10 protein-coding genes and 1 pseudogene are annotated in these 16,785 nt (G+C 40.8%); 4 read left to right on the forward strand and 7 right to left on the reverse strand.

The features are described from left to right. Positions 1 to 32 precede the first annotated feature (32 nt). On the forward strand, positions 33 to 548 hold the full coding sequence (locus I6F42_RS02900; protein ID WP_010553500.1) for a M23 family metallopeptidase: 516 nt from the start codon (positions 33 to 35) through the stop codon (positions 546 to 548). A 111-nt stretch (positions 549 to 659) separates the two neighbouring features. Here I6F42_RS02900 and I6F42_RS02905 read toward each other — a convergent pair whose 3' ends face one another. Beyond that, a complete protein-coding gene (locus I6F42_RS02905; RefSeq protein ID WP_010553501.1) occupies positions 660 to 1,829 on the reverse strand; it encodes an MFS transporter in 1,170 nt (389 codons plus the stop codon). A 243-nt stretch (positions 1,830 to 2,072) separates the two neighbouring features. Between I6F42_RS02905 and I6F42_RS20150 the strand changes: the two are divergent. Further along, positions 2,073 to 2,207 (forward strand): annotated as a pseudogene (locus tag I6F42_RS20150) (LysR family transcriptional regulator); the annotation flags it as partial. 19 nt (positions 2,208 to 2,226) lie between these two features. Here the strand turns inward: I6F42_RS20150 and I6F42_RS02910 are convergent. The 3 genes from I6F42_RS02910 to I6F42_RS02920 form a co-directional block, all read right to left on the reverse strand. Next, entirely contained in the window at positions 2,227 to 3,228 is a 1,002-nt protein-coding gene (locus I6F42_RS02910; protein WP_010553502.1) for a LacI family DNA-binding transcriptional regulator, read from the reverse strand. A 75-nt stretch (positions 3,229 to 3,303) separates the two neighbouring features. Continuing rightward, entirely contained in the window at positions 3,304 to 4,830 is a 1,527-nt protein-coding gene (locus tag I6F42_RS02915; RefSeq protein WP_007583314.1) for an MFS transporter, read from the reverse strand. A gap of 32 nt (positions 4,831 to 4,862) precedes the next feature. Then, entirely contained in the window at positions 4,863 to 6,191 is a 1,329-nt protein-coding gene (locus I6F42_RS02920) for a GH1 family beta-glucosidase (protein WP_010553503.1), read from the reverse strand. A gap of 238 nt (positions 6,192 to 6,429) precedes the next feature. Between I6F42_RS02920 and I6F42_RS02925 the strand changes: the two genes are divergently transcribed. Beyond that, a complete protein-coding gene (locus tag I6F42_RS02925; protein WP_197150814.1) occupies positions 6,430 to 9,006 on the forward strand; it encodes an exo 1,3/1,4-beta-D-glucan glucohydrolase in 2,577 nt (858 codons plus the stop codon). A gap of 327 nt (positions 9,007 to 9,333) precedes the next feature. Here the strand turns inward: I6F42_RS02925 and I6F42_RS02930 are convergent, their stop codons facing one another. The 3 genes from I6F42_RS02930 to I6F42_RS02940 all read right to left on the reverse strand — a co-directional run bounded on the left by I6F42_RS02930 (position 9,334) and on the right by I6F42_RS02940 (position 15,433). Next, complete coding sequence (locus I6F42_RS02930) at positions 9,334 to 10,821, reverse strand: tryptophan halogenase family protein (RefSeq protein ID WP_197150817.1); 1,488 nt, start codon at positions 10,819 to 10,821, stop codon at positions 9,334 to 9,336. Continuing rightward, positions 10,814 to 12,364, reverse strand: coding sequence for a tryptophan halogenase family protein (locus I6F42_RS02935; protein ID WP_197150819.1), 1,551 nt, complete (start codon positions 12,362 to 12,364; stop codon positions 10,814 to 10,816). The genes I6F42_RS02930 and I6F42_RS02935 overlap by 8 nt, the downstream gene beginning before the upstream one ends. Before the next feature lie 102 nt (positions 12,365 to 12,466). After that, positions 12,467 to 15,433 carry a TonB-dependent receptor gene (locus tag I6F42_RS02940; protein ID WP_197150822.1) on the reverse strand — a complete coding sequence of 989 codons (2,967 nt, stop codon included), beginning with the start codon at positions 15,431 to 15,433 and terminating at the stop codon, positions 12,467 to 12,469. Positions 15,434 to 16,110: 677 nt separating this feature from the next. Here I6F42_RS02940 and I6F42_RS02945 point away from each other — a divergent pair. After that, positions 16,111 to 16,782, forward strand: coding sequence for a hypothetical protein (locus I6F42_RS02945; RefSeq protein ID WP_197102411.1), 672 nt, complete (start codon positions 16,111 to 16,113; stop codon positions 16,780 to 16,782). Positions 16,783 to 16,785 lie beyond the last annotated feature (3 nt).

A 16,785-nucleotide genomic window follows, 5' to 3' on the forward strand; every position in this document is an offset into this window, starting at 1 on the left:
GTATAAGTTATTTAAATATCAAGGATTGAAAAGTGAAAGTACTTAAGTGGATTGCAATTGGAATAGCTACTTTATTAATTATAGGCTTACTAATTCCCGAAAAAATAATGATTCCGCTACAAGGTGCCACAAGTAAAGATTGGAACCATAACACGTTTTGGTACGAGCCTTGGGGTAGGTCGGGTGTGCATAAAGGGATTGATATTTTTGGCACAAAAAATACTCCCGTAGTTGCCTCAACAAACGGTGTTGTTATATTTGCAGGTGAGTTAACTCGCGGTGGTAAAGTGGTTGCGGTGCTTGGGCCTAAATGGCGCGTGCATTATTTTGCACATTTAAATGACTACTCGGTAAGTACAGGTGATGTAGTAAGCATAAACAGTCAAATTGGATTACTGGGCGATACCGGAAATGCAGCAGGAAAACAGCCTCATGTGCATTATTCTATTTTATCGTTAGTGCCTATGCCGTGGCTTTTTACAACGCAAAACCAAGGGTGGAAAAAGATGTTTTTTTTGAGCCCACATAAAAAACTCACTGCTAAATAATTACTTCATTATTTATAAATGACCTTTGTGTAAATAATAGTTTTAGCTGTTAAAGCAAGGTATTTAACAGCTAGAATTAGTTAATAAGTAAGCGTGTATTTAAGCTAGAGGTTAGCCTGCAACAGGTGTTTTACCTGCGCGAATATTTTTAATGCTTTTAATAAACATATAAATACAGGTAGTGATTAAACAGCCTGCTAAATAAAACACAATACCGTTTGGTGCATCAGATAAATTTGCGGCGAGCATAGGGCCAAATACCGAACCAATACTGTAACTCAAAAGCATTACCTCAGTTGCCGATACTATTTTTGCCATTGGCAATGAGTCGCACGCAAGTGTTATAGCAATCGGGTAAAGTGCAAAGCTGCACGCGCCTAGTATTAAGTAGCTCACTATTAATCCTGCTAAAGTGTTTGCTTGTAATATACCCACAGCACCGGCTGCGCCTACTAAACAAAACATACCCATCAATAAGCTTTTTTCAAGCCGAGTAGATAAGTAACTTACAAGCGGCTGCACGACCATGCCGCCTAAAATAATAACCGCCATAAGTGTCCCTGTGTACTGAGCTTGATCAGTCTGCGCTGAAATATAAACCGGCATTAAGCCGTAAATAGGGCCCAGTAATAAGCCCGATGCTAAGCATCCGAGCATTGCAGGGTGGCTTAGTGTTTTTATTTCTTTTAGTGGTAGTTTTTCAAGGTGCTGTTTTTCGGGCTGACCTTTGGTTATTAATAAAGGCGCTAAAATAGCTAAAAATAATAGCGAGGCTACAAATAAATAAGGCGTTGAACCTTCGGTGCCAAGCGGCCCTATAGCAAGTTGACCTACTGCGCTGCCCCCATAAAGTGAGGTCATGTATAAGCCCAAACGTTTAGCACGCGACTTTGCTGTATTGGTCATTAATAACCAAGACTCAACAACGACAAACACACCGGCAACAGCAAAACCTGCTACAAATCGTGCAATTAACCAGTTAACGGTATTTGGCAGTGCAAGTTGTGCAAGCACGCTTGCTATTAATAGGCTTAAAAATAATATAAATGCGAAGCGATGACCAATTTTTACCACAATGCGCTCTATTGTGGTGGCGCCAATAAGTAAGCCAAAGTAAAAAATGCTCGCAAGCCAAGGCGCTAGGTTTTCATCGAGTTTAAATGCGGGTAACGACAGCGGAATAAGGCTCATTAAAAAGCCGGATGCGATAGCAAAAAATGACAGCCCGATAACGGGTGCTAAAGGGTTATTAGAGGTGCTTGTGGCGGCTAATTCGGCCATTTGTGTTTATCGACTCTTGAAGGTAAATAACCACTGTTTTAAAGTTTGAGAGGTTACTTTAATAATAAAATTTGCGCGAATTTAGAGCCAAATTAAAAATAAGTAAAGTGATATTTTATTAAACAATATAAATAAACTTTAAAACGATCTATTTGGTAAATTATCGGATCTATTATGCTTTTTATTGTAGTTTTTTCATGTGGATATTGTTTTATATTTGTGAGCATTTATGTCTGAATAGAGTTTTTTGTAATGCAAGCAGACAGGCACATATCGCATGCTGCACGTCACTTTTAAAAGTTTGCGCAGCAGCACGTAGAGCAATATTTAGATACGCAGTGGGTGCGTAACGAGTTACATAAATTAGATTTAAACTAGATTTAAATTAGGTTTAAAGTTAATTAATGTCGGGTGTTGAGTCTCTTAAAATAAGCTTTGGCTGAAACACATGCTTTACTGTTATGCCGCTTTTTTTATAAATGTCTTTAAGTACTAAGTTAGCCGCAGCTCGGCCCATTTCGGGAACTGGGTTATCTATTGTAGTCAGTGTTGGGTAGAGGTAATTGGTAAAAATTACGTTATCGAACCCAATAATGGCTAAATCTTTTGGTAGGTTAAAACCGTGTTCGCGGGCGTATTTCATAGCACCCGATGCCATTTCGTCATTGGCACATACAAGGGCGGTTATTTGCGCTTTATTTTGAATAAAATGCCTTAAGCCGTCGCTGCCGCCGGTTTCTTTAAAGTCGCCTATGTAAAATAGCTTTTCGTCAAAGGTTAGGTTGTACTCTGCTAGGGCTTGTTTGTGACCTTTTAAACGATTTGACGCGTCTTCTTTAAACTGCGGGCCTGCTATGTACGCAATGTTTTTATGACCTTTGTTGATCATGGCTTTAGTGGCTAAGTAGCCGCCCATTACGTTGTCGAGGCTAATGCAGTTTTCTTCAATTTCTTTAACGTAGCGGCTCATTAAGTAAATAGGGGTTTTGCCTTTACTTAACTCAATTAGGTACTCGTTTGATACCGCTTCTACGTGGGCAATAATAGCGTCGCAATTACGGCCTATTAAAAACTCAAAGCCGCTTTTTTCTTTTTTCTCGTCACTGTGCCCAGGCGTAATAATAACGTGTTTACCTGCAATACGAAGGTGCTCTTCAATGGCTGACATCATTTGACCAAAAAACGGACCATCCAACTCAGAAACTAAAATACCGACGCTGTTTGTAGTGCTAGACGCCAAAGAGCGAGCAATAGAACTTGGCTGATAGCCTAGCTCTTTCATTGCTTCTAATACCTTTTTTTTAGTTTTTTTGCTTACGTAGTCGTTGTCGTTAAGTACCCTTGAAACAGTTGATAAAGACACACCTGCCATTTCTGATACTTGATAAATTGTCGCCATTGATGTCCTAGCTTATATGTGTTTTTACTCGCGCTTTATAAAAATATAAAGCGCGAAGGGTCATTAAAAGTTAATTTACACATTACTGCGTCTAATTGCTAAGTCTTCTGTTATTTTTTGCGTCATCGCTGAAGTAAGCGGATAAATAAGCATCAATGCGGCACCTAAAAAAGCAAATGCGGCAGGTATCCAGCTCATAAGTAACTGCATACCAGGTAGGGCTTGCGTAATTGTTAGCTCATCCATACCGTTATAGCCGTAGCCTGCAAGTACCACTAATACTAATGCACCGGCAAAACCACCACCGGTTTTTTGCACAAATGTACCCGCAGAATAAATAAGGCCTGTAGCGCGGCGTTTGTTTTTCCACTCTGAATAATCGGCTGAATCACCAAGCATACTAAAAAATAATGTTGGCATCATCGCGGCAAAAAATTCAGCAGCGCAACCAAAGGTAAATACAGCAATAAGGTTATCGCTAGGTACCCAGTAAAATGCAGTAGTGAGTATGCCGCTTAGCATTAATGATGCAATAAATAGGTTTCGTTTACCCATAATTTCGGCCAGTTTACCTGTGGCAAGTGCGCCTAATATAGATACAACCAACAAGGCGATAAAATATTGCCCAGCCATGAGTTCATTGGCTACGTGGTACTTAAAGTAGTACGCAATTACACCGTATTTTATGCCATTAAACATCATGGTTAAAAAACCAATGCCAAGTAACACCAACCAAGGTTTGTTGGTCAGAAGGTCAACCATGTCACGCTGTGATCCCGTTAAGCTTTGCTTATCTTTATTGAGTAATTTTTTAATAACGAATGTCATTGCAGCCATAACAAGGGCAAAAAATACGCCGCTGTATAAATCGCGGTAATAAAAAAACAGGGTGGTAGCAAGCAAAGGTAGGATTATAAATGGCAGGCTTTTGGTTAAATCAAACAACTCTGATTTTAAATTGCCTTCATTTGAGGCGTGCGGTGTTACACGCTCTTTGGTAGTCGCAAACGTTATAATCATTAAAATAATAAGTAAGCTGGCAAATAAGTACATAGTAAGCTGATAGCCTTTGGCATCGTCGCCGCCACCAAAAAAAGCTACTAGCTCAGGTAAAAAACCCATAACCAATAAGCCACCAGTAAACGCACCTGCAAACCTAAAACCAGAGAGCTTTGTGCGCTCTGTATCGTCTGGTGTCATTACGCCCATAAGTGCCGAGTAGGGCACGTTACTTACGGTGTAGGCAAGCGTTAAACCAATGTAGGTTACGTAGGCATAAATAAGTTTGTTGGTGGTGCTAAAGTCGGGTGTAGTAAAACACAACACCATAAACAAGCCCAAAAATGGTGCCGAGTAGAGTATCCACGGTCGAAACTTACCAAAGCGCGACTGCGTTCTGTCGGCAATCATACCCATAATAATATCGGTTACGCCATCAGACAGCCTTACAACCAAAAACAACATGGCAGCGGCAGCCGCCGATATGCCAAATGTATCGGTGTAAAACACCGCTAAATAAGCAAGCGCACCGCGCCATACTAAGTTAGCGCCGGCATCGCCCATGGCGTAACCGACTTTTTCGTATAAAGGGAGTTTGTTCACAGTGTGTGTTCTTATTGTTATAAGCCGATAAATTATCGGCTTGTTATTAGTTTACTGTACGCTTTACCGCTGGCTTTAACAGTTCGTTTTTGTGTGTTGTAGTCTACGTGTACTATTCCAAAACGTTTTAAATATCCTTCAGCCCATTCAAAGTTATCCATTAGGCTCCACGCAAAGTAACCATCTACTTTAACGCCTTGCTCTGCTGCGTTATGCAGGGCATTTAAATGTTCGTGGTAATATTCAATACGGTCGATATCTTTTACTTCACCGTCTTTAAATTCGTCAGCCATGGCTGCACCGTTTTCGGTAATATAAATAGGTGGTAGGGTGTATTTTTCGTTTAACGATACAAGTAATTCTGTAAGCGCTTTAGGGTAAATTTCCCAGCCAATATCGGTCATTGGCGCTTTATGTGGCAGCTCATGGTAAAAGTCGGTTTCGCTTGCTTGATAATGCATGCGGGTATAAAAGTTAACCCCTAAATAATCCAGCGGTTGAGCAATTATTTCCATATCGCCATCTAAAATATCAGGGCGGTGGGCTTTAGGTAATTGCTTAATAATATCAGGGTATTTACCTTGCATTACAGGCTGCATGTACCATTGGTTTATATAGTCATCAGCAAATGCAGTGGCTTTTAAATCTTCTTCACTTTGGGTAACGGAGTAACAAGGCGTAAAGTTAAGTACAATACCGTTTAGCGTATTTGGGCTATTTTTAGCAAGTACTTGCATAGCTAAACCGTGACCCAGTAATAAGTGGTGCGCGGCTTTACGACCAAATTCACGACCTACAATGCCAGGCGCATGTACGCCAATTTCGTAACCTAAGTAAGAGCTACAAAACGGTTCGTTTAAGGTGGCGTAAGAGTGCACACGTTCCCCAAATGCTTTGGTAATTAAATCTGCGTAATGGGCAAATTCGTAAGCGGTGTTACGGTTTAGCCAGCCACCTTCGTCTTCAATGTGTTGTGGTAAATCCCAGTGGTATAGCGTTACAAAAGCTTTAATGTTACGTCGTTTTAATTCATCTAAAATGTTGCTATAAAACTTAACGCCTGTCGGGTTTAAGTGACCGCTTTTAGTCATTACGCGCGGCCACGAAATTGAGAGTCTGTAAGCGTCTACACCTAATGACTCAATTAAGTTTATATCGTCTTTCCAGCGAGTGTAGTGCTCGCAGGCTACGTCGCCATTTGAATTATCGACTATTTTGCCTTCTTTACTGCAAAAGGTATCCCAAATACATGGCAAGCGATCAGCTGCGCCGCCTTCAATTTGAAATGAGGCCGTAGCTACACCATAAGTAAAATTTTTGGCTAAAAGTGGTGAGCCACTAGGTAAAGATAATTGTTTCATTAAGAGAAAACCTCTGCTTCTTTGTAGTAAATTTTGCTTTTATTTATAGTTTATAAATTGCATTGATGGAAGCGCTTCCATATTTAATTTGATTAATCACTAAGGATGGTATTTAATAACTTTAAGGAAGCGCTTCCATATTTAGGTTAGTGGCTATTGTTAAGCAGGTCAATAGTTAAATTTAAATAACAAATAGGCGTTCCACAAAAACACACTGACACAACACAGGGCTATAAAAATGAAAAAAAGCTTAAACACTAATAGGTTACACATGCTCCCCATTTTAATAGGAGGATTGTGCGTTTTAAGTGGGTGTAATAAACAAGAGGTTAGCGCAAATAATAGCCAAGGCGCCGTAGCCAAAAAGGCTGAGCATGAGCAAGGTGATTTATCACTTTGGCCAACGCTTAAAAGTAAGGTAGTGAAAACGCCTGAAATTGAAAATACGATTGCACAGTTTTTAAAAACAATGACGCTTGAGCAAAAAGTAGCGCAGATGATCCAACCTGAAATTCGCGATATAACCGCTGCAGACATGCGCAAATACGGTTTTGGTTCGTATTTAAATGGCGGTGGCTCGTTCCCGAATGCTAATAAGCATGCAACGCCTGCAGATTGGATAACGCTTGCTGAAAGCATGTATCAGGCATCAGTTGATGACTCAATTGATGGCAGTAAAATTCCGACCATGTGGGGCACCGATGCAGTACATGGCCATAATAATGTGATTGGGGCGACGTTATTCCCGCACAATATTGGTTTAGGTGCTGCTAATAACCCCGCATTAATTGAGCGCATTGCAGCAGCTACGGCAATAGAAGTAATGGCAACAGGCATAGATTGGGTGTTTGCACCGACTGTTGCGGTTGTGCGCGATGACCGATGGGGCCGAACGTACGAAGGCTACTCAGAAGACCCTGCAATTGTACGTGAGTATTCAGCCGCAATTGTAAACGGATTGCAAGGCAGAGCCGATGAGGACTTTTTAAGTGATAAACGCGTAATTAGCACTGTTAAGCACTTTTTAGGCGATGGCGGCACGGTAGATGGCGACGATCAAGGGGACAACATTGATAGCGAAGAGACGTTATATAACATTCATGCACAAGGTTATATAGGAGGCTTAACCGCAGGTAGTCAGTCGGTTATGGCATCGTTTAATAGCTGGAATGGTAAAAAAAATCACGGCAATAAATATTTACTTACCGATGTACTAAAAACAAAAATGGGTTTTGATGGCTTTGTTGTAGGCGATTGGAACGGGCACGGACAAGTTGCCGGCTGTACAAATGAAAGCTGCCCGCAAGCTGTTAATGCAGGGCTTGATATTTTTATGGTACCAACGGGTGCTTGGAAACCACTTTATGAAAATACAATTAAACAAGTAAAAGCGGGCACAATAACAATGGCGCGAATAGATGACGCCGTAGCACGTATTTTACGCGTTAAATTACGCGCGGGTTTATTTGATAAACCAAGTCCCGCAAATCGAAAATATTCAGGTAAATTAGAACTAATAGGTGCGCCAGCACATCGCGATATTGCCCGCCAAGCCGTACAAGAGTCGTTAGTACTGCTTAAAAACAACAATCATTTATTACCGCTTAACCCATCAAGCAACATACTTATAGCAGGCGATGCGGCCGATAACATAGGCAAGCAATCGGGCGGTTGGAGTATTACGTGGCAGGGAACTAATAATCAAAATGCAGATTTTCCCGGAGCAACGTCTATTTATGCGGGGCTAAAAACGCAAATAGAGGCTGCTGGCGGTAACGCTATTTTAAGCCCAACGGGTGAATTTAATACCAAACCCGATGTAGCCATTGTTGTATTTGGTGAAGAACCATACGCAGAGGGGCATGGCGATAAAGACAACCTTGAGTTTGAACGTAATAATAAACGTTCTCTTAAAATATTAAAAACATTAAAGCAGCAAGGTATTGCGGTGGTATCGGTGTTTATATCGGGCAGACCAATGTGGGTTAACAGCGAGCTAAACGCGTCAGATGCATTTGTAGCAGCATGGCTTCCTGGCACTGAAGGGCAAGGCGTTGCAGATGTTTTATTAGCGGATGCAAGTGGGCAGGTACAATACGACTTTAAAGGTAAGTTGTCTTTCTCGTGGCCTAAATCGCCACTTCAAACCGCAGTAAATAAGGGCGATGCTGATTACTCACCATTATTACCCTATGGCTTTGGCTTAACGTATAAAGATGAAAGTACGCTTGGCAATAATCTAAATGAAGACTCAGGTGTTGATATTAGTAACCTTGCGCCGCTATCTATATTTAATGGCAGCTTTAAAACACCGTGGCGTTTGTTTTTAAACTCAAACAGCGAGCAGCACCAAGTAGCAAGTAACAGTGTAAAGCTCGGCGGCATTACTTATCGCACTGAAGACAAAGCGATTCAAGAAGATGCGATGCAATTTAATTTTGATGGCACTGCAGCCAGCTACATCGAAATTAATAGTAACTTTACCGAAGATAAAGTGGCCTACATTGAAGCAAATTCGGCCCTTAGCTTTAGCTATAAAGTAAACCAAATACCTAGCTCACAGACATACCTTGCAATGAAATGCGAACAAGGCTGTGGTGGCGAGCTTGATATTACCAATGAGCTTAAAAATGCTGATTTAAATACATGGCAAACCATGAGTATAGATTTAACGTGTTTTGCTAAAAAGGGCGTTGATTTTGCCAGAGTAACCAGCCCTTTTATTATTAAAACGGCAGGAGAGCTTAGCGTTTCAGTTGCAGATATTAGCTTTGAACCACAAAGCGCTAAAACAGCAAAAATAAAGTGTGAGTAGTAGAGTGTTGATAAGTTAAGTTTATTGTGTGTTGTCTCAAAGCCCTAAGGGCGTGTTGATCTTTGTGGATTGAAATTTGTTCAATCTAGGGGCAATTTAATCGCGGCGCGAGGTTTGTAACCTAGTGGGCTAAGTAAAAACCGAGCAACAAAAAGTAAATTGCCCCTAGGCAGAACCCTACGGGCAGCGCATGTTTGGCATTTATGCTACGTTATCGCCTATTTATGGGGAATAACCACACTACATAGGCTCTGCCTTGCCTAAAAACCAAATATGCTGCTGCAAATTCAACCACCAAAGAACAACACGCCCTAGTAAGGGCTTTTTTTATGCTGGGCAATACTGCTTTAAAAACTCATGATGAGGTGGTAATTGGCTGACGCGTTGCTCTATTTGTTGCTTAATACCGTGTAAAAAACGGGTGAGTTCTTCATCGCTCATCATGCTGGCTATTAAGTGATGTTGATTAGGCTCAATGCCTTGACCAAGCATAACTTGTACCCACGAATCGACTCTAAAAATATCGCCATCGTCTAAAAATACACGGCCGGTTTGCTTAAAAAGATCAATTTTATGCTGAAGTGTTTTTGGCACTTCCATGGCGCTACAATGCTGCCAAAACTCACTGTCATCGCGATTAGTTACTTTGTAGTGCAGCACAATAAAGTCGCGAATATTTTCAATTTCGCTTTTAAGCTGTTTGTTGTATTCGTCAATGGCGTGATTGGTAATGCCATTAAACGGAAATAAACGCATAAAGCGAATAATACCCGACATAATTAAGTGAATGCTGGTGGACTCAAGTGGCTCTACAAAACCGCTAGCAAGACCAAGCGCTAGGCAGTTTTTGTTCCAGCCTTTTAAGCGACGCCCTGTTTTAAATTTAATAATACGGGGCTCTGTAAGCGGCTCGCCCTCAATGTTATTTAACAGCAACGCTTTGGCTTGTTCGTCATCCATATATTGGCTGCAATAAACTAATCCGTTGCCTACACGGTTTTGCAGCGGTATACGCCATTGCCAGCCGCTTTTGTGGGCAATAGAGCGGGTAAGTGGTAATACGGTATCGCTGGTTGATTTTGTTTGCACCGCAATGGCGCTGTTACACGGTAGTAAATGCGACCAGTCTTCGTAGTCAGTATGCAATGCTTGCTCTATTAATAAACCTCTAAAGCCGGTGCAATCAATAAAAAAGTCGCCGTTAATGTGCTCGCCATTATTTAAAGTAAGTGATTCTATATGGCCCGTTTTAGTGTTTTTTACTACTTTTTGTATTTTACCTTCAATGCGTTTTACACCCAATGGCTCTGAAAATTCACGTAAAAACTGCGCGTAACGCGTGGCATCCATATGGTAGGCATAGTTAATGGGATTTTGCTGATTAAACGCAAATTTACCGCTTTTAGCCGCTTGCAGCTCGTAGCAGTAATCGCCAAATGGGTTGTTTATTCCTAAAGTTTTACCTTGAAGCCAAAAGTGGTGAAATTCACCCGCCCAACATTCTTTGCCCGTTGCGCCAAATGAGTGAATATAATGCGTGTTTTCATCGCCCCAGTTTTCAAAGCTAATACCTAATTTAAAGCTTGCTTGAGTGGCTTTCATAAATGCTTGCTCGTTTATACCCAGCAATTTATGAAATGTACGAATAGGCGGAATTGTTGCTTCGCCAACACCGACAGTGCCAATATCGTCAGATTCAACAAGGGTTATGTTTATATTGTTGCCAACTAGTTTAGCAAGTGCTGCTGCGGCCATCCAACCTGCAGTGCCGCCTCCAGCAATTACTACATTTTTAACAGCGTTTGTTTTAGTCATTATGTGGCTGCCCATTATTTGATAAAAGGTGATTTAAAAGCGCGCGATTACTTGGCAGTCCATTTAAGCACTGCGCTATTTTTTCGCGATTTTGCTGATAATAGTAATCCCCAGCGCGTGGGTCGTTAAATGTATTTTGTGCAGATACTGTTTGTGTATTAAAGCCCATGCCATATAAAACGTATTGATAACTGCTTGATGAAAACACTTCTTCGTTTTCAATAAAATCAAAGCGGCTAGGGGGCTGAAATTGCCAAAGTTTAAGTAAGTTTTGCAGGCGCTCGGGTGCGGTATTTAAATTACTAATATCTTGCCAATAAGGAGTGTCGTCGCGCTCGCTTAGCACATAATGAAGTTTTAAAAACTCAATAACGCGCTGCCAACGAGTGCTAAAACGCTCATTAAAACGCGTTTCAAGCTGGCTCATGTGGGTGCGGTTTTGCGGTAGTTGCTCACTTATCATGCTAATTGAAAGCTCAACCATAGCAAGTGCTGACGCTTCAAGTGGCTCTAAAAAGCCAGCAGACATACCCACGGCAACACAGTTTTTAATCCAAAATTTTTGCCTGTAACCAGGGCTGAATTTTAATACGCGGTAGTTAAGTTGCTCAGCTTGTTGCTCACTGGTGCTTTTGGCTATGTAGCTTTTTAGTGTACTTGTTGCGCTTTCATCGCTTTGATATTTACTACTAAATACATAACCTGTACCACGGCGCGTTGGCAGGGCTATATCCCAAATCCAACCGTTACTTTGCGCTGTAGATAGCGTAGCAGAGGCAATTGGTTGATCTGCGTGTGCATTAGGTATTTGCGCCGCAACAGCGCTGTTATTAAATAAAATATGATCTTGCGCTATAAACTCACTATTAAAATACTCACCAATTAAACGAGCACGAGAGCCTGAGCAATCTATAAATAAATCACCTATTATATCGCCATTATTATTTGTTTTTAATGAGGCAATATAGCCATGCTCGTCGTTAATAACCTCGGTTACATCGTCAGTAATATGCGTAACGTTTAGGTTTTTAACACAGTGATTTTTTAAAAATTCAGCAAATTTACCCGCATCTAAATGATAGCCATAGTTGGTGACTGCTGCATATTCGGGTGTTTGTAATTGCTTTGGTGCAAGTGCTGCTTGGCATACAAAGCTTTGCATATTAACAACGTCGGCAAATTTTTGATCAGGTGCAATACGTTGCCAGCTGGCGTGTAAATTAGTGTGCTCGTAGCCTTGTGGATTCATAAAAGGGTGGTAGTAGTTTTCTCCCTCGCTAAGGTTGCGCCAATTTATAAATTTAGAACCTTGCTTAAATGACGCGTCGCACTGGGTTATAAAATCACTTTCTTTAATGCCAATGCGCTGTAGGGTGTTGCGCATTGACGGCCACGTGCCTTCGCCCACACCCAATATAGGCACATTTGCCGACTCCACTAACGTTACATTAAGGTGCGGGTGTTCGGCGGCTAATAAGCCTGCGCTTAGCCAGCCGGCAGTACCACCACCTAAAACGACTATTTTTGTTATTGGTTTGGTCATGAGTTAACACCCTAAAGTTGATAACAATTAAACTAGCATTAATACTGTTTTAAATACAAAAAAGCCGCTAGTAAAAACTAACGGCTTTACTTTGTATTACCTTTAGAAGTTGTAACGCATACCAATATTGTAACGTGCACCTAGCTGTTGTAGGTTCCACAATTGTACTGACGTACGGCCATGTTCGCGGCTGTTTTGTTCAGTAATATTAAGGCCTTCAACAAAAAACGATAGTTGCTCGCTGTAGTTGTACGCAACATTAAAGTCGATTTGATAATATTCTTCAGTAAAGCCTGGCTCATTTACGTATCGAGCTGCGCTATTTAAAAACTTATCACGCCAGTTGTAAGCAATACGTGCTTGAAAATCATCGTTTTCGTACATTGCAATAAAGTTAGCTGTATCGCTTAAACCCACTAGTGCAAATTGTGTAGTAGTAGGGTCGGCGTTTACATCAAAGTCTATGTCGCCATTAACAGTGGTGTAGTTTGCTTGCACCCCAAAACCGCTTTCACCAAAAAAGTGCTGAAAGGCAATTTCGAAACCATCAATGGTGGCATTTTTATTGTTGGTAGGTACTTGCGCTGTAAATTCTAGTAATGGGTCATCGCTGTTAGCAATTACATCGTAAGCGGCTTCAAACTCTTCGTAGGTCATAGAGTCAAAATCAACATTGTTTTCTGTGGCGGCAACCATTTGAAATAAGTTTGAATCGGTTACTGCAAGTCCGCGAGATTCTAGCTCAGCAATGGCAGCTTGAGCGCGAGGGCCCGCTGTTGCATCGCGTAATCCGTAGTAGTTTTGCGTCATTGGTGTTAAACCAATAAAGTTTTCGATGTCTTTAGTGTAATAACCTACCGACACATAACTTGTTTCTGCAAAGTACCACTCAGCCGATACATCAATATTATCTGATTCAAGCGGTACTAAACCAGGATTACCCGTTGACGCTGTAGCCGGTGATGAACCCGCTAAAAGAGTAGGGGCGCCCGGTACACCAACCGTCGCTGCTGAACTTAAGTTGTCGTAAGTTGGGCGAGCAATTGTTGTGCTATAAGAAAAACGCGCTTTTACGTTTTCGATTACTTCTATGTCAAAGTCAAAGCTTGGTAAAAAGTGATCGTAGCTAGATTTAAGCGTGAAATCTTCTTTATCTGAGCCAAAGCGAACGTTAAAGTCGTTATTACCTTCCCATGCTACTGCGTTAGGTAAGTCGATATTAGCCGTTGAGGTAATGTCAGTAGACTCTTGGCGTGCGCCAATAACAATGTTGTATGGCATATCGCCAATGTAACCATTGTAAGTAAATTGCACAAACGCTGCGGTTATATCTTCTTCAATGGTGCGGTTAGTTGCAAATGCGCCATCGGCTGCAAAGTTAAAGCCGTACTCTTCACCTGCCCAGTAACCAATTTGCGATGCGCTGCCGGTATAACCTTGGTTGAACGAGCCCGATGTATCGTAGTCGTCAAACTCAGCTAAAAAGTTTGTTGGGTTTAGGTAGCCATCAGGTAGTTCGCCTGGGTTTTCTATCCCCCAGTTACCCATTGTATTACGTGTAAGTGATTGCAGTGAATGGCTTTCCATAGAGCGAGACTCTATACCAAAGTCAATTGCGCCGTTTTCAATTTCGTATTTACCATGGATTCTAAATTCTGTGATTTCAGACTCTTGGCGAGCAAAGTTAGAATCTAAAATAGACGTACCCACATCAGAGGCATCTAACGTGTTATTACAATTTAGGTTGTCTCGGCGGCAATCATCAAAATCGATACTCATTGATGGAAGCTCACGGCTAAAATCAACTTCTTGTGCGTTAACTACGTTTGCGCCCAAGCCTGCATTTACCCAGCTGCCGTAAGGTGCATCTGGTTTGCTAGTGGCTTTTGAATTGTGCGCATCAAACATAAAGCTCAATTCTGAATTGAAATAGTATTCAACGTTTAAACCAATAGAGTCGTTTTGGTTAACTTGGTTTAGCTCTTGAAACGCTAAACCTAAATCGCGTGTTTGCTGATCGCGACGTTCTTCTCGGTAGTAAATAGGGGTTTTTACCGTGTTATCGTCAAATGTTAGCGCGCTTTTGTAGTTATCCATCCATATTGATTGCTCAGCACGGGCTTCGAACAAGTCTTGCTTAGAGTATGTGTAATCAAGCGTGGCTGTTAAATCGTCAATTGGGCTGTACTGCAGAGTTAATTGTGCGTTTGTACGAGTACGTTCTCTGTCGGCAATGGTGTAGCGCAAATCTGATGGCATTGAATAAAGCTGACCAACAGCGGGTGCATTAGTTAAAACAATATCGTCTGCTGCTTGTGGGATTGTGCCGTCAAAAGCAGATGTATTCCATTGATTTACAAACGCACCTGTTGATGAGCTATCGCGCTGTTGCATGCTTGCAGTTAACGAGGCACCAAATTTAGCTTCACTGTCGGTCCAGCTAATTAAGCCCGAAAGCTCTGGTGTTATGTCATCACCAATGCGGTTTGTTGAGTCGTGTAATGCTTTTACGCCAATGCTTGAAACAAAGCCTGGATTGTCGAGTGGGCGAGCCGTATTAATATTAATTGTTGCGCCAATACCACCTGATGCAATACTTGCTTTACCTGTTTTATATACTTCAACCGATTTAACGCTATCAGACGCTAAGTTTGCAAAGTCAAAAGCACGAGAGCTTGGTGTACCACCGCCTGAAGGCAATGAAGCTGCCGGCATAGTTCGACCGTTTAGGGTTACCATATTGTAGTCGGGACCAAAACCACGAACAGTTACTTTAGAGCCTTCACCATTTGAACGATCAATCGACACACCCGTAATACGCTGTAGCGACTCGGCTAAGTTGGTATCGGGGAATTTACCAATATCTTCAGCTGATATTGCATCTACAACACCTGCGGCGTCGCGTTTCAATCGAGTTGACTCTTTAATACTGCTTTTAAAACCAGTAACTTGAATTACTTCAACATCTGTATTTGCTTCTTGTGCATACACAGGTAAAGAGATTGATGCGCCTAAAATCAGAGATAGGCTGGTCGCTATCTTTGTTTTTCTTACAATATGGTTAGACATTCGGTTTCCCTCGCACTTTTATCATTATTATTAACAGCTGTATGGGGCTGTTATTGTGTAATTATAAACATTGTCAAATGTATGGAAGCGCTTCCAGAAAGGTTCATTTAACTGAGCTTTGTGGAAGCGCTTCCAGAAATGCTAGTTTAAATTTTAAATAGGGTCAACTATTGTTTTAATAAAATGAGACTAAATTGTTCTTAAAATGTATTTTTTTAAATTTAATTTTATTTAAATTATAAATTACAGGTGGTTATAAAAAACCGTTTGAAATAGTGCTGTAACAACATTTTATTATAAGAAAACCAATTATTGATTAATTTAGTTATTTACACACTTTTATAAGGTGTTTTAATCAGCTTTTAATACAAGCTAAAATTAATAAATCGGCCGTTGGTCACTCAACTAAAAAATAGGTACATTTGCTAACTTAGCGAAAATGCCGATGTAGTGATTATGTACAACGCAATTGATGAAAACGCATCAAGCGGCGGTTCTATCTCATTTTATGAATCGGTCATTAAAAAATCGGCAATTGTTTAAAAAATCGTTAATTAAATCACTAAAAAGTAACGTAGTTTTTGCAGAAGATGGTTTAAAAATAAACTTATAAAGTAATGCGCATAAGAGTGTTGCGGGTCGCTAGTTTTATCGCTATTTTAAAGGTTCTCTCATAGATGGATTTTATTATGCGCATTAAATTTTTAGCGAGCTTTTATTCTTTCTTCTTGTTTGCACTGTTTGGTTGTGACGACCAAAGTATGGCAATGCAAGATAGCCCTCAGCTAAATAATAATGCAAGTAACTTACCCACTAATAACAAAGTAAACACACCTCCAGCAGCTCAAACAAACGAACCCGCCTTAGTGGTCGGTATGCTAGCAACACATTGTAAAAGTAATGAAGCAGCCTACATTAACGCAAAAATGCATAAAGTTGTGCGTAACCCAGATGAAAGTACAGCCTACAAGTTAGAACCTACCGATAAAGTGCTTTCTATTTGTGTTGCAAAAGATGACTCATCGCTTAGTTATCGATTTGGTAGAGTTAATGACATAGGGCTTGAAAAAGAAGCAACACCGGATGCTCCATTTGGTAGTTACTACAGGCAAGTAGGGCGTATTGGCGAGAGTATTTTATTTTTTAGTAACGGCGAATATCATTATTATATTATTAACTCAGGCGGTATGGGCAGCGGTGTAACCGTTAATGTTTATAAAAACGATACATTAATAACTGAGCTGTTTTCGGGTAATGATCCTTACGATGATTTTGTTATAGCAACCGATTTAAATTTCCCTAAAAAATTGGTTATCGAAAAACAGCCATTTAATAAGCAAATGCAGTAAATA

The sequence above is a fragment of the Pseudoalteromonas sp. SWYJZ12 genome, from assembly GCF_015864395.1.
Taxonomy (GTDB): Bacteria; Pseudomonadota; Gammaproteobacteria; order Enterobacterales; family Alteromonadaceae; genus Pseudoalteromonas; species Pseudoalteromonas arctica.